General features: G+C 62.7%; 14 protein-coding genes and 1 other RNA gene. 3 read left to right on the top strand and 12 right to left on the bottom strand.

Annotation, left to right across the window (positions count from 1 at the left end):
* Nucleotides 1–85 precede the first annotated feature (85 nt).
* Complete coding sequence (gene dtd, locus QFZ94_RS15215; protein WP_429457931.1) at nt 86–544, bottom strand: D-aminoacyl-tRNA deacylase; 459 nt, start codon at nt 542–544, stop codon at nt 86–88.
* Nucleotides 541–1,791, bottom strand: coding sequence for a tyrosine--tRNA ligase (gene tyrS, locus QFZ94_RS15210; protein ID WP_176121817.1), 1,251 nt, complete (start codon nt 1,789–1,791; stop codon nt 541–543). The genes dtd and tyrS overlap by 4 nt, the downstream gene beginning before the upstream one ends.
* A 179-nt stretch (nt 1,792–1,970) precedes the next feature.
* Between tyrS and QFZ94_RS15205 the strand changes: the two genes are divergently transcribed.
* On the top strand, nt 1,971–3,101 hold the full coding sequence (locus QFZ94_RS15205; protein WP_429461831.1) for an anhydro-N-acetylmuramic acid kinase: 1,131 nt from the start codon (nt 1,971–1,973) through the stop codon (nt 3,099–3,101).
* 122 nt (nt 3,102–3,223) lie between these two features.
* Here the strand turns inward: QFZ94_RS15205 and erpA are convergent, their stop codons facing one another.
* The 3 genes from erpA to rplM form a co-directional block, all read right to left on the bottom strand.
* A complete protein-coding gene (gene erpA, locus QFZ94_RS15200; RefSeq protein WP_013090506.1) occupies nt 3,224–3,589 on the bottom strand; it encodes an iron-sulfur cluster insertion protein ErpA in 366 nt (121 codons plus the stop codon).
* 235 nt (nt 3,590–3,824) lie between these two features.
* Entirely contained in the window at nt 3,825–4,217 is a 393-nt protein-coding gene (rpsI, locus tag QFZ94_RS15195) for a 30S ribosomal protein S9 (protein WP_013090507.1), read from the bottom strand.
* An 11-nt stretch (nt 4,218–4,228) separates the two neighbouring features.
* Complete coding sequence (rplM, locus tag QFZ94_RS15190) at nt 4,229–4,657, bottom strand: 50S ribosomal protein L13 (protein WP_013090508.1); 429 nt, start codon at nt 4,655–4,657, stop codon at nt 4,229–4,231.
* A 636-nt stretch (nt 4,658–5,293) separates the two neighbouring features.
* Here rplM and QFZ94_RS15185 point away from each other — a divergent pair.
* Entirely contained in the window at nt 5,294–5,716 is a 423-nt protein-coding gene (locus QFZ94_RS15185) for an OsmC family protein (protein WP_429457929.1), read from the top strand.
* 88 nt (nt 5,717–5,804) lie between these two features.
* Here QFZ94_RS15185 and rnpB read toward each other — a convergent pair.
* The 3 genes from rnpB to pyrC all read right to left on the bottom strand — a co-directional run bounded on the left by rnpB (nt 5,805) and on the right by pyrC (nt 8,253).
* An RNA gene (gene rnpB / locus QFZ94_RS15180) (RNase P RNA component class A) lies at nt 5,805–6,218 on the bottom strand.
* A gap of 35 nt (nt 6,219–6,253) precedes the next feature.
* The gene (locus QFZ94_RS15175) at nt 6,254–7,180 is read right to left on the bottom strand and encodes a DUF3025 domain-containing protein (RefSeq protein ID WP_368584025.1); all 927 of its coding nucleotides are present in this window, start codon (nt 7,178–7,180) and stop codon (nt 6,254–6,256) included.
* An 11-nt stretch (nt 7,181–7,191) separates the two neighbouring features.
* Nucleotides 7,192–8,253 carry a dihydroorotase gene (gene pyrC / locus QFZ94_RS15170; RefSeq protein ID WP_368584026.1) on the bottom strand — a complete coding sequence of 354 codons (1,062 nt, stop codon included), beginning with the start codon at nt 8,251–8,253 and terminating at the stop codon, nt 7,192–7,194.
* A gap of 163 nt (nt 8,254–8,416) precedes the next feature.
* Here pyrC and QFZ94_RS15165 point away from each other — a divergent pair, with 163 nt between their 5' ends.
* The gene (locus tag QFZ94_RS15165) at nt 8,417–9,376 is read left to right on the top strand and encodes a class II glutamine amidotransferase (RefSeq protein WP_429457926.1); all 960 of its coding nucleotides are present in this window, start codon (nt 8,417–8,419) and stop codon (nt 9,374–9,376) included.
* A 101-nt stretch (nt 9,377–9,477) separates the two neighbouring features.
* Here QFZ94_RS15165 and QFZ94_RS15160 read toward each other — a convergent pair whose 3' ends face one another.
* The 4 genes from QFZ94_RS15160 to QFZ94_RS15145 form a co-directional block, all read right to left on the bottom strand.
* Nucleotides 9,478–10,203 carry an amino acid ABC transporter ATP-binding protein gene (locus QFZ94_RS15160; protein WP_176105077.1) on the bottom strand — a complete coding sequence of 242 codons (726 nt, stop codon included), beginning with the start codon at nt 10,201–10,203 and terminating at the stop codon, nt 9,478–9,480.
* Entirely contained in the window at nt 10,200–10,877 is a 678-nt protein-coding gene (gene gltK, locus QFZ94_RS15155) for a glutamate/aspartate ABC transporter permease GltK (RefSeq protein ID WP_176380894.1), read from the bottom strand. Before gltK ends, QFZ94_RS15160 begins: the two co-directional genes overlap by 4 nt.
* On the bottom strand, nt 10,877–11,617 hold the full coding sequence (locus QFZ94_RS15150; RefSeq protein WP_368584028.1) for an amino acid ABC transporter permease: 741 nt from the start codon (nt 11,615–11,617) through the stop codon (nt 10,877–10,879). The genes gltK and QFZ94_RS15150 overlap by 1 nt, the downstream gene beginning before the upstream one ends.
* Before the next feature lie 91 nt (nt 11,618–11,708).
* Nucleotides 11,709–12,602 (bottom strand): glutamate/aspartate ABC transporter substrate-binding protein, encoded by an 894-nt coding sequence (locus tag QFZ94_RS15145; protein ID WP_368584029.1) that lies wholly within the window; start codon nt 12,600–12,602, stop codon nt 11,709–11,711.
* Nucleotides 12,603–12,622 lie beyond the last annotated feature (20 nt).

Genomic DNA, 12,622 nt, shown 5'->3' with positions numbered 1-12,622 from the left:
CGCGGTTGTGTCCAGCGGCTATTGTCGCAAAAAGCGGCGGCGCGGCTCGCATGCCGCGACCGCAGCTCGCACCGTTCGCTCTCTTTTATGCGTTGGTCTGCAACCAGAACGTGACCGGTCCGTCGTTGACGAGCGACACCTGCATGTCCGCGCCGAACTCGCCGGTCTCGACGATCGGATGCTTCGCGCGCGCGGCCGCGACGAAATAGTCGAACAGGCGCTTGCCCTCGTCGGGCGGCGCGGCCGGTGTGAAGCTCGGACGAAGGCCGCTGTTGGTATCGGCTGCGAGCGTGAACTGCGACACCAGCAGCAGGCCGCCCGCGCGTCCTGCGCCGTCGAGATTTTGCACCGACAGGTTCATCTTGCCGGCCGCGTCGCTGAACACGCGGTAGCCGAGCACCTTGGCGAGCAGCTTGTCGGCCACCGCCTCGGTGTCGCCGCGCTCCGCGCAGACGAGCGCGAGCAAGCCGGCGTCGATCGCGCCGGTTACGCGATCGGCGACGCGCACTTCGGCGCGCCGCACACGTTGGATCAGCGCGATCACGCCGTCAGCGTCACGCGTGCGAAGCGGCGCTTGCCGACCTGCACGACGTACTCGCCCGCCTCGACCTTCAGGCCTTTGTCGGACACCGCGGTGCCATCGATCTTCACGCCGCCCTGCTCGATGTTGCGCAGTGCCTCGCTCGTCGACGGCACGAGGTTCGCCTGCTTCAGCAACTGGCCGATCGCAAGCGGTGCGCCCGCGAGCGTGACAGCCGGAATATCGTCGGGCACGCCGCCCTTCGCGCGATGATTGAAGTCCTCGAGCGCGCGCTCGGCATCCGCCTGCGAGTGGAAGCGCGCGACGATTTCCTGGCCGAGCATCACCTTGAAGTCGCGCGGATTACGGCCCGCTTCGGCTTCGCGCTTGAAGCCGGCGATTTCGTCCATCGGACGGAACGACAGCAGCTCGAAGTAACGCCACATCAGCGTGTCGGAGATGCTCATCAGCTTGCCGAACATGTCGGTCGGCTTTTCGCTGATGCCGATGTAGTTGTTCTTCGACTTCGACATCTTCTCGACGCCGTCGAGCCCTTCGAGCAGCGGCATCGTCAGGATGCACTGCTGCTCCTGGCCGTACTGCTTCTGCAGCTCGCGACCGACCAGCAGGTTGAACTTCTGGTCCGTGCCGCCGAGTTCGAGGTCCGCGTTCAGCGCGACCGAGTCGTAGCCCTGCATCAGCGGGTACAGGAACTCGTGGATCGAGATCGGCACGCCGCCCTGGAAGCGCTTCGTGAAGTCCTCGCGCTCGAGAATGCGCGCGACCGTGTAGCGCGACGCGAGCTTGATCATGCCGTCGGCGCCGAGCGGCATCGACCATTCGCTGTTGTAGCGGATCTCGGTCTTGTCGCGATCGAGCACCAGTGCGGCCTGCTCGAAGTAGGTCTTCGCGTTCGACTCGATCTGCTCGCGCGTGAGCGGCGGGCGGGTCGCGTTGCGCCCGGACGGGTCGCCGATCAGCGACGTGAAATCGCCGATCAGAAAAATCACCGTGTGGCCGAGGTCCTGCAGCTGGCGCATCTTGTTCAGCACGACCGTGTGGCCGATGTGGATGTCGGGTGCGGTCGGATCGAGCCCGAGCTTGATGCGCAGCGGCTTGGCCGTCGCCGCGCTGCGCGCGAGCTTTTGCGCGAATTCGTCTTCGATCAGCAGTTCGTCGACGCCGCGCTTGGTCACGGCGAGCGCGTGACGGACTTCGTCGGTGATCGGGAAGGCGGAAGCGGGATTGGGCTGGGTGGACTCGGTGCTCATGCTGGAAACGTGAAGTCGCGAAAAAACAGGATTGTCCCATAGATGCGCGCCGCCGCGCCCACTGACGCGCCCTGCGCGGCCACGCGGCAGGCGATTTCGTTGCCGCTCGCGTCGCTTTCGGCGTTTGCGCCGATAATCTGCTACAACGAATCGCAATGAACATCGACAGGAGCAGCGACGTGGCGCAAGACCCCGCAGACGGCATCTATTTCGGACTGATGTCGGGAACCAGCATGGACGGTGTGGACGGCGTGGCCGTCCGGTTTGCCACGGGGAAACCACCCGAAGTGCTGGCCGAGGCGTTCGTCGGCTTTTCGGCCGGCATCCGCGACGCGCTATTCGCGCTGCAACAGCCGGGGGATAACGAGATCGAGCGCGAGGCGCTCGCCGCCAACGCGCTCGCGACGCGCTATACGGTGTGCTGCCACGATCTGCTGCGCGACAGCCGCGTATCGGCCGACGAGGTCCGCGCGATTGGCGTGCATGGGCAGACCGTGCGGCATCGGCCGGAAAAAGGTTATACGCGGCAGATCAACAACCCGGCGCTGCTCGCGGAGATGTTGCATATCGACGTGGTCGCCGACTTCCGCAGCCGTGACGTCGCGGCGGGCGGCCAGGGCGCGCCGCTCGTGCCCGCTTTTCACGCGACGATTTTCGGCGCGAAGGACGAAACACGCGTCGTCTGCAATCTCGGCGGCATCAGCAACATCACGATCCTGAACGCGACGGGCGGGGTGCGCGGCTTCGACTGCGGCCCGGCGAACGCGCTGCTCGACGCGTGGGCCGAGCGCCATCTCGGCAAGCCATTCGACGAAAACGGTCATTTCGCGGCGAGCGGCCAGGTCGATCGCAAGCTGCTGAACGCGCTACTCGACGAGCCGTTCTTCGCCGAGCAGCCGCCGAAGAGCACCGGCCGCGATCTGTTCAACACCGCATGGCTCGATGCGAAGCTCGAACCGTTCGCCGCGCTCGCACCAGCCGACGTGCAGGCGACGCTCGTCGCGCTGACCGCGGTGACGGTCGCGCGCGAGATCGAGCGGCATGCATCCGACGCGCGGGCTGTGTACGTGTGCGGCGGCGGCGCGCGCAATCCGGAGATCATGAAGGCATTGCAGCAGGCACTCGAAGACAGCGGCGTGAGCGGTGTGCCCGTGCTGACTACCGACGCGCTAGGCGTGCCGCCGAGCCAGGTCGAACCGCTCGCGTTCGCGTGGCTCGCGATGCGCTGCATCGCGCGTCTACCGGGCAGTCTGCCAAGCGTGACGGGGGCGTCCGCGGAGCGGGTGCTGGGCGCGATTTATCCGCGGTGAGGAGAGGTCACAGCGAAGAAGCCCACGCCTTCTCTTGCCGCCGCGCTGCTTTCGCGGCGCGGCGGCAATAAAAAAACGGGGCCGAGGCCCCGTTTTCGCTGTGGCTTGATCAGCCTTTTCGCTCAGACTGAGAACGACGAACCGCAACCGCAGGTCGTGGTCGCGTTCGGGTTCTTGATGACGAACTGCGCGCCGTTGATGTCATCCTTGTAGTCGATCTCTGCGCCGACCAGGTACTGGTAGCTCATCGAGTCGATCAGAAGCTGCACGCCGCTCTTGTTCATCACGGTGTCGTCTTCGTTGATCGCTTCGTCAAACGTGAAGCCGTACTGGAAGCCCGAGCAGCCGCCGCCCTGCACGAACACGCGCAGTTTGAGCTCCGGGTTGCCTTCCTCATCGATCAGTTGCTTGACCTTGTCAGCCGCTGCGTCGGTAAAGACGAAGGGGGCCGGCATCTCGGTCACGGGGGTGTCGGTGACTGCGTTCATTCGAACTCTCCAAAAAGCTTTAGCCGATATTGTAGGGCTGTTCCGGATATCGTGCTGATGCCCACAAAATCAATGGGTTCTTGTTGCAAGGTCGATGCAAGGCGAGCCGTTGCCGCTCGAGCGAACGAGACCTAGTCGCGAACCCCAGTGAACCATAAAAAAAGCCGCCTTCGCACATGGCGTTGGCGGCTTTTTGCTGCAAACCGGCGTGAAGGCCGGTTCGCGCCCGAAACGATTAACGCTTCGAGAACTGCTTGCGGCGACGTGCCTTGTGGAAGCCGACCTTCTTACGTTCGACTTCACGGGCGTCACGGGTAACGAAGCCAGCGTTCGACAGTTGCGGCTTCAGCGTTGCGTCGTAGTCCATCAGAGCGCGGGTGATGCCGTGGCGAACCGCACCGGCTTGACCCGTTTCACCGCCACCGGTCACGTTGACCTTGATGTCGAACGTGGTGCCGTGGTTCGTGAGTTCCAGCGGCTGACGCACGATCATCAGCGACGTTTCGCGGGAGAAGTAGTCGGCGATGGGCTTGCCGTTCACAACGATGTCGCCCTTGCCTGCCTTGATGAACACGCGAGCGACGGCGCTCTTGCGGCGGCCCGTGCCGTAATTCCAGTTACCGATCATGTGGGCTCCCCTTAGATCTCGAGCGCCTTCGGCTGTTGTGCCGAATGCGGATGCGTTGCGTCAGCGTAGACCTTCAGCTTCTTGATCATCGCGTAGCCGAGCGGGCCCTTCGGCAGCATGCCCTTGACCGCCTTCTCGAGCGCGCGGCCCGGGAAGCGTTCCTGCATCTTGCCGAACGTCGTTTCATAGATACCGCCCGGGTAGCCCGAGTGACGGTAGTACTTCTTGTCGGTAACCTTGTTGCCCGTGACCTTCAGCTTGCCTGCGTTGATAACGATGATGAAATCACCGGTGTCGACGTGGGGAGTGAATTCAGGCTTGTGCTTGCCGCGAAGACGGTGTGCCACTTCGCTGGCGACACGCCCGAGAACCTTATCCGTCGCGTCAATCACGTACCATTCGCGCGTCACCTCATGGGCTTTTGCGGAAAACGTCTTCATGATCGATCCAAAAAAATTGCTGCGCCCAGTGTGTTCTTTCCTGCTTGTAGTGTGCGCATCGAGGCGCGTGCAGGCTCTCCCTGGTTCTTCTTCCGCGGGCGCGGATGCGGAAAAGCCCTGAATTATAAAGGAATTTGTAGCCGCAAGTCAAAAGGCGCGATGCGCTCGCCATGGGCGGTCCGAAATCGGGGCAAAACGACGGACAACGGCCGGCGAAAAAAAACCCGAACAAGTGGTTCGGGTTTAATCCACCAAAGGAGGAGGTGGAGGAGACAGCGGAGGTTGCAGAACTGCTGCAACGATGAGTGGATTATAAGAGTCGCCCTTGTGCAACGCAAGAATATTTGCATTGCGAAACGCGCTTTCATAATGCGATAGATTCGGCGCACTGAGAAGGTTTTGCAAAATCCCTTATGGATCAAGCACCAAGGGCAAAACAATTCAAACGGCATCAGACATCCGCTAGAGTAAAACCCCTAAAGCGAGCACGGAATGAGGGAATCGTCCGTCCATTCCGCGCTGCAGCAAGAAAGCAATCAGTGTGCATGGATAGCGGATGCGGTCGGCCTGAGCTAATTGTCAGACACCGGGCTACAATGCCGTCTCGACAAAGCGATGCGCGGTGGGAGTGACAGCATGGAATGCAAAGTAAGCTGGATGGGACAGGACGGGATGGCGTTCGCGGCCGAGACGGGCAGCGGCCATCTGATCGCGATGGACGGCGCACCCGAGGGTGGCGGACGCAACCTCGCACCGCGTCCGATGGAAATGGTGCTGCTCGGCACCGGCGGCTGTACCGCCTACGACGTCGTGATGATCCTGAAGAAGAGCCGCCAGGAGATCGCCGGCTGCTCGGTGACGCTGAAGGCCGAGCGCGCAAGCGAAGATCCGAAAGTGTTCACGAAGATCCACTTCCACTTCACGGTGACGGGCAAGAATCTGAACCCGGCGACCGTCGAGCGCGCGATCAATCTGTCGCACGACAAATACTGCTCGGCGTCGATCATGATCGCGAAGACCGCCGAACTCACGCATTCGTTCGACATCGTGGCGCTCTGAGCGCGATAGGGGCAGCGGCCACGGGCCGCCATCCGCGCCCCAAATGAAAAAGCCGGCGTCCCAACGGACGCCGGCTTTTCTTATTCAGCGGCAAAGCAGGCCGATAAGCCGGATTCTGTGCACGCCCCACGTCCGGAGACGCGACGCGCGTGGCAGCCATTCCTCTAGGCGCGCCATTACTGACGCGCTCAAGCTTCCTACCCGCAGACGAGACGGGGGCCCCGTCCTGCATCGCGAAGATGCGCGCCTGCCTACTTGGAATTGCTCCGGGTGGAGGTTACCGTGCCGGTCTGCCTTGCGACAGCCGCGGTGCGCTCTTACCGCACCGTTTCACCCTTACCTGATCCCGGCTTGCGCCGGGCCATCGGCGGTTTGCTTTCTGTTGCCCTGTTCCGCGTGTCGCCACGGATGGCCGTTAGCCATCACCCTGCCCTGTGGAGTCCGGACTTTCCTCGCCCTCGTTGGCCGAAGCCGCCGAGGCCGCGACTGCCTGGCCTGCTTTGCTGGCGCGGATTTTAACACCGAACGCAAAAGCGCCTAACGCTTGCGCCGCCCCGCTCGGAACACGTTCGTGTCGTCATAGAACGCGGGTGATTCGTTCTCGGGCCACCAGCCCGGAATGCCGAGCACCGGCAGCGGTGCGAACAGGCGGCTGGTCAAAGCGTCGGTGCCGAGCAGCGCGGTGCTGACCGCTTCATCGAGCCATGCGTCGCGCGCCAGGGTGTCCCAGTCGAAATATTCGGCCGGAACGTCGACGATCCACGCATGGCCGGTGCAGCCCTTGAACGGCGCGACCAGCTTTTCGAGCAGCGCATGACCGAAGCAACGTACTTCGCAGTCGCGCCCCCATGCGTCGCGCCGTGCGACGAACAGCGTTTGCCAGTCGAAACCACGTAGCGCGGCGCTCAGCGCAGGATCGGCGCAAGCGAACAGCAGCGCGTTTTCGTCGAACAGGGTCAGCATGTCGCGCACGCCGCCACGCGTCGGGCCGACGCCGAGCACGTCGAGTTCCGCCGACTGGCGCGCGTTCAACGCCGCCTTGATGCGCGGAAACGCGAACCACATGGAGCCGTTGAAGAAGTCGTGCAGATTGTGGCGCGTCGGCACGCAACCGGTCGACGCGATATGCCCCTCGTACGCGGCGCCCGGTGGCAGATCGTCCTGCGCGATAAACGCGAGCCGCTGGCCGCGGCCGGTGGTCTGTTGCATCTGGGCCGCGTCGGCATTCATCGCGGCGAGCAGGTCAGCGTGGCCGGTCAGCGCGGCTTGCTGCCAACGCTCGCCGCGTGCGGCGAATTGCGCGAACCACGGCGTCGACCAGTCGATTGCGGCGAAGCCTGCTGGCACAGGCTCGGGTGCCATGCCGCGTACAGCTTGGGCCGCGGCTTCACGCGCTACCGCGGAGCCGGCGTTCGCCGCCACATCAATATTGGCAGCGCGCTGCCCCGCCTCACGCTCGGGCATTTAACACAGCCTCAAACGAGACGCCAGCCGATCGATTCACCGCCGCGCAGCGGCACGACCGGCGTATCGCCAGCCGGCAGTTCGGCCGGCAGCGTCCATTCCTCGCGACGCAGCGTGACCTTCTCCGTATTGCGCGGCAGACGATAGAAGTCCGGCCCGTGAAAGCTCGCGAAGCCTTCGAGCTTGTCGAGCGCGCCGGCCTTGTCGAATGCCTCGGTGTAGAGCTCGAGCGCGTGCAGCGCGGTGTAGCAGCCCGCGCAGCCGCACGCATGCTCCTTCAGCCCCTTCGGATGCGGCGCGCTGTCGGTGCCGAGGAAGAAACGCGGATCGCCCGAGGTCGCCGCCTCGACCAGCGCGACGCGATGCGTCTCGCGCTTGAGCACCGGCAGGCAGTAGTAATGCGGACGAATGCCACCCTGGAAAATCGCATTGCGGTTGTACAGCAGATGGTGCGCGGTGATGGTAGCGCCCAGCAGCTCCGGCGCGACGCCCGCTTCGCGGACGTAGTCTGCCGCGTCCTTCGTCGTGATGTGCTCGAACACGACCTTCAACGCCGGAAACGCGCGGCGCAGCGGCATCATCACGCGATCGATGAAGACCTTCTCGCGGTCGAACAGATCGATGTCCGAATCCGTCACCTCGCCGTGCACGAGTAGCGGCATGCCTACTTCCTGCATCACTTCCAGTGTCTTCGCGCACTTCATCAGATCGGTGACGCCCGCGTCCGAGTTCGTCGTCGCGCCCGCCGGGTACAGCTTCACGCCGTGCACGAAGCCGCTCTCTCGCGCGCTGCGGATTTCGTCGGGCGGCGTGTTGTCGGTCAGGTACAGCGTCATCAGTGGCTCGAATTTCGCGCCCTCGGGGATCGCGGCGATGATGCGCTCGCGATACGCCTTCGCCATCGCGGTCGTCGTGACCGGCGGCTTCAGGTTCGGCATGATGATCGCGCGGCCGAACTGGCGCGCGGTGTCAGGCAGCACGGCCGCGAGCATCGCGCCGTCGCGCACGTGCAGGTGCCAGTCGTCCGGGCGGACCAGCGTGACGGAATCGGGGGAAACGTTGGAAGCAGTCATGGCAGGAATTCGAGACTTCGCGCGCCTCGCTGATCGACCGGTCAAACCGCGTTATAGCGGCCCAAACACGTGTCAATTTTGCTATTTGGCGTCTACGGCTCGGTGATATGCTTGGAAAATCATCATTGTAACGGCTCGCTCCGTTCACAGGCTCACCCGCAACATGTGCCAACTTCTCGGAATGAACTGCGCCGCGCCGACGGACGTTACCTTTTCCTTCACCGGATTTGCGGCGCGCGGCGGCGTCACCGATCACCACGCCGACGGCTGGGGCATCGCCTTCTTTGAAGACAAAGCCTGCCGCCTGTTCATCGATCATCAATCGTCGGCCACCTCGCCGATCGCCGAGATGGTCAAGCGCTACCCGATCAAATCGAAAAACACGATCGCGCACATCCGCAAGGCGACCCAAGGGCACATCCTGCTCGAAAACTGCCACCCATTCATGCGCGAACTGTGGGGGCGTCACTGGATCTTCGCGCATAACGGCGATCTGCAGGGCTACGCGCCGGAGTTGAACGGCGTGTATCAGCCGGTCGGCACGACCGACAGCGAACTCGCGTTTTGCGCGCTGTTGCAGGGTTTACGCAAGGCTTTCCCGGCCACGCAGCAGCCGCCGCTCGACGAGCTGTTCGGCGCGCTCGAGGCGCTCACGCGTGAAATCACGCAATACGGCGTGTTCAATTTCCTGATGTCGAATGGCCAGGCGCTGTTCGCGCATTGCTCGACGCATCTGCATTACCTCGTGCGTCACTGGCCGTTTTCGACCGCGCATCTGGTCGACGCGGACGTATCGATCGATTTCGCCAAATACACGACGCCCGAAGACCGCGTCGCCGTCATCGCGACCAAGCCGCTGACCGACAACGAAGTGTGGACCGCGTTCAAGCCCGGCGATCTGCTGATGTTCCGGCATGGCGAAGTGATCGGCCAGGCCCATATCCCGGTGCCGAACTCGGTGCTCGAAAAGCTGCGCAATCCGGCGCTCGATGCATCCGCATCGGCGACGACGATCGCGGCGTCGAACGGCGCGCAGCCGGTGGGCACGCACGGAGCCACGCATTCGCCCGACAGCGAACCCGATCTCGAAGCCGCGGATGATGCGGCGGCGTTCGAGTCATAAACCGCTGACGTCGCCCTCAGCCAGGCAACAAAAAGCCGCTCCACCGAGCGGCTTTTTTGATCCCCACGCAAGCCTCGGCAACGAGGCCTGCCCGGCGAATCTCAGTGCAGGATCTTTGCGAGAAAGTCCTTCGCGCGATCCGACTTCGGATTCGCGAAGAAGTCTTCCTTGCGGTCGTCTTCGACGATCAAACCCTTGTCCATAAAGATCACGCGATGCGCGACCTTCTTCGCGAAGCCCATTTCGTGCGTCACGCACATCATCGTCATGCCTTCCTGCGCGAGTTCGACCATCACGTCGAGCACTTCGTTGATCATTTCCGGGTCGAGCGCCGAAGTCGGCTCGTCGAACAGCATTGCGATCGGGTCCATGGACAGCGCTCGCGCAATCGCCACGCGCTGCTGCTGACCACCGGACAGCTGCCCCGGATACTTGTCCGCATGCGCGCGCAGACCGACGCGATCGAGCAGCTTCAGGCCCTTCGCGGTCGCCTCGTCGTTCGAGCGGCCGAGCACCTTGACCTGCGCGAGCGTCAGGTTCTGCACGATCGACAGATGCGGGAACAGCTCGAAGTGCTGGAACACCATGCCGACCTTCGAGCGCAGCTTCGACAGATTGGTTTTCTTGTCGGTCAGCGACTGGCCGTTGATGACGATCTCACCCTTCTGGAACGGCTCGAGGCCGTTCACGGTCTTGATCAGCGTGGACTTGCCCGAGCCGGACGGCCCGCACACCACCACCACTTCGCCCTTTTTGACTTCCGTCGTGCAGTCGGTCAGCACCTGGAAATGGCCGTACCACTTCGAAACATTCTTGATAGAGATCATCTTGCGACCTTTTTCTGAAGACTTTTGACGAGGCTCGACGCGATAACGCAGATCACGAAATAAACCGCACCCGCGAACAGTACCATCTCGACATTCGTGCCGTCACGATCGCCAATATTCGTGGCCGTGCGGAAGAAGTCGGCGAGGCTGATCACGTACACGAGCGATGTATCCTGAAACAGCACGATCCCCTGCGTGAGCAGCAGCGGCACCATCGCGCGAAACGCCTGCGGCAGCACGATCAGACGCATTGCCTGCCCATAGGTCATGCCGAGCGCGAACGCGGCGTTGACCTGACCGCGCGGCACCGCTTGAATGCCGGCGCGAATGATCTCCGAATAGTACGCGGCCTCGAACAGCGAGAACGCGACCATCGCCGAGGCGAGCCGGATGTCGATGTCGGCCGACAGACCGAGCACGCTTTGCAGCACCTGCGGCACGATCAGGAAGAACCACAGCAGCACCATCACGAGCGGGATGGAACGGAACAGCGTCACGTAGCCCTGCGCGAACCATGCGAGCGGTTTGACCGACGACAGTCGAAACATCGCGAGAATGGTGCCCCAGATGATGCCGAACACGATCGCGACGAGCGTGATCTTGAACGTGATGATCGCGCCGGTCCACAGCGTCGGCAGCGCGCCCGGAATACCGCTCCAGTCGAAATGATGCATCACTTGCCTCCGATGTAGCCTGGCAGCCGGGACTTCGCTTCGACCCAGCGCATCAGGAGCATCACGATCACGTTGATCAGCATGTACGCGACCGTGACCGCGATGAACGACTCATAAGTTTGCGACGTATAGTCGACCAGCTGGCGCGCCTGCGCCGACAGATCGAGCAGACCGATCGTCGAGGCAACCGCGGAGTTCTTGAAGATGTTCAGAAACTCGGAGGTGAGCGGCGGCACGATGATCCGGTAGGCGACCGGCAGCAGCACGTAGCGATACGTCTGCCATTGCGTGAAGCCCACCGCGAGACCTGCCGCGCGCTGGCCGCGCGGCAACGCGTTGATGCCCGAGCGCACCTGCTCGCACACGCGCGCGGCGGTGAAGAGGCCCAGACACACGATCGACGCCGAGAAGAACTGCGCGCCCGGCGGCAATTGCTTGAACCAGGTGCCGATCGACACGGGCAGCAACTCCGGTATCACCAGATACCAGATGAAGAACTGCACGATCAGTGGAATGTTACGGAAAATCGCGACGTAGACGGTGCCGACGCCCGACGCCCATTTGTTCGGCACCGTGCGCAGCACACCGAACAGCGAGCCGACGATCAGCGCGATCACCCATGCCGACAGCGACACGGTGACCGTCACCCACAGCCCCGAGAGCAGCCAGCCCAGGTAGGTGGTCGGCTCGCCCGTGGAGACGGGACTCAGCAAAATGCCCCAGTTCCAGTGATATGACATGACCAAGACTCCGGCAAAAAGAAACGGAAGAAGCGCGTGGCCCCTTCCGTTCCGTTCAGCGTTTCGAAAGTGTCGAAAAAGCAGCTAGGGTTTAGTCGATTGCCTTGTCGTTCGGGTTCTTGAACAGCGCACGCATGTCGTCGCTCATCGGGAAGTTCAGGTTCAGGCCCTTCGGCGGGATCGGCGATTCGAACCAGCGCTTGTAGATCGTTTCGCCTTCGCTCGACAATTGGACCTTCGCGATCGCGTCGTCGGCGACCTTCTTGAAGTCGGCGTCGTTCTTGCGCAGCATGCAGCCGTATGCCTCACGCGATTGCGGCGTGCCGACGATCACGAAATCGTTCGGGTTGCTCGACTTGGCGCGCTCGCCGGCGAGCAGCGCGTCGTCCATCATGAACGCGGCGGCACGGCCCGTCGACAGCGTCAGGAACGACTCGCCGTGATCCTTCGCGCTGATGATGTTCATGCCCATGTTCTTGTCCTGGTTCATCTTGCGAAGCAGGCGCTCGGACGTGGTGCCGGCGGTCGTCACGACCGTCTTGCCCTTCAGGTCCGGGAAGTCCTTGATGCCCGAATCTTTCTTGGTCATCAGGCGCGTGCCGATCACGAAGATCGTGTTCGTGAAGGCGGCCTGTTGCTGGCGCTCGAGGTTATTCGTGGTGGAGCCGCACTCGATGTCGACCGTGCCGTTCTGCACGAGCGGAATGCGGTTCTGCGACGTGACCGGCACGAGCTTCACCTTCAGGTTCGGCATGTTCAGCTTCTGCTTGACGGCCTCGACGATCTTCGTCGCGTAATCCTGCGAGTAGCCGATCACGTTCTGCTTGTCGTCGTAATAAGAGAACGGGATCGACGACTCCCGATGGCCCAGCGAAATGACGCCCGTATCCTTGATCTTTTTCAGCGTCCCCGAGTCTTGCGCATGCGCGCCAACCGTAAACAATCCGAGAGTGGCGAGCAACAGCGCAGCTTTTTTAACCTTCATCTTGATCTCCTTGGCAAGAA

It is taken from the genome of Paraburkholderia sp. JPY465, assembly GCF_050436725.1.
GTDB lineage: Bacteria > Pseudomonadota > Gammaproteobacteria > Burkholderiales > Burkholderiaceae > Paraburkholderia > Paraburkholderia youngii.
The sequence above is the reverse complement of the archived record's forward strand: the minus strand, read 5'-3'. Positions and strand labels throughout refer to the sequence as shown.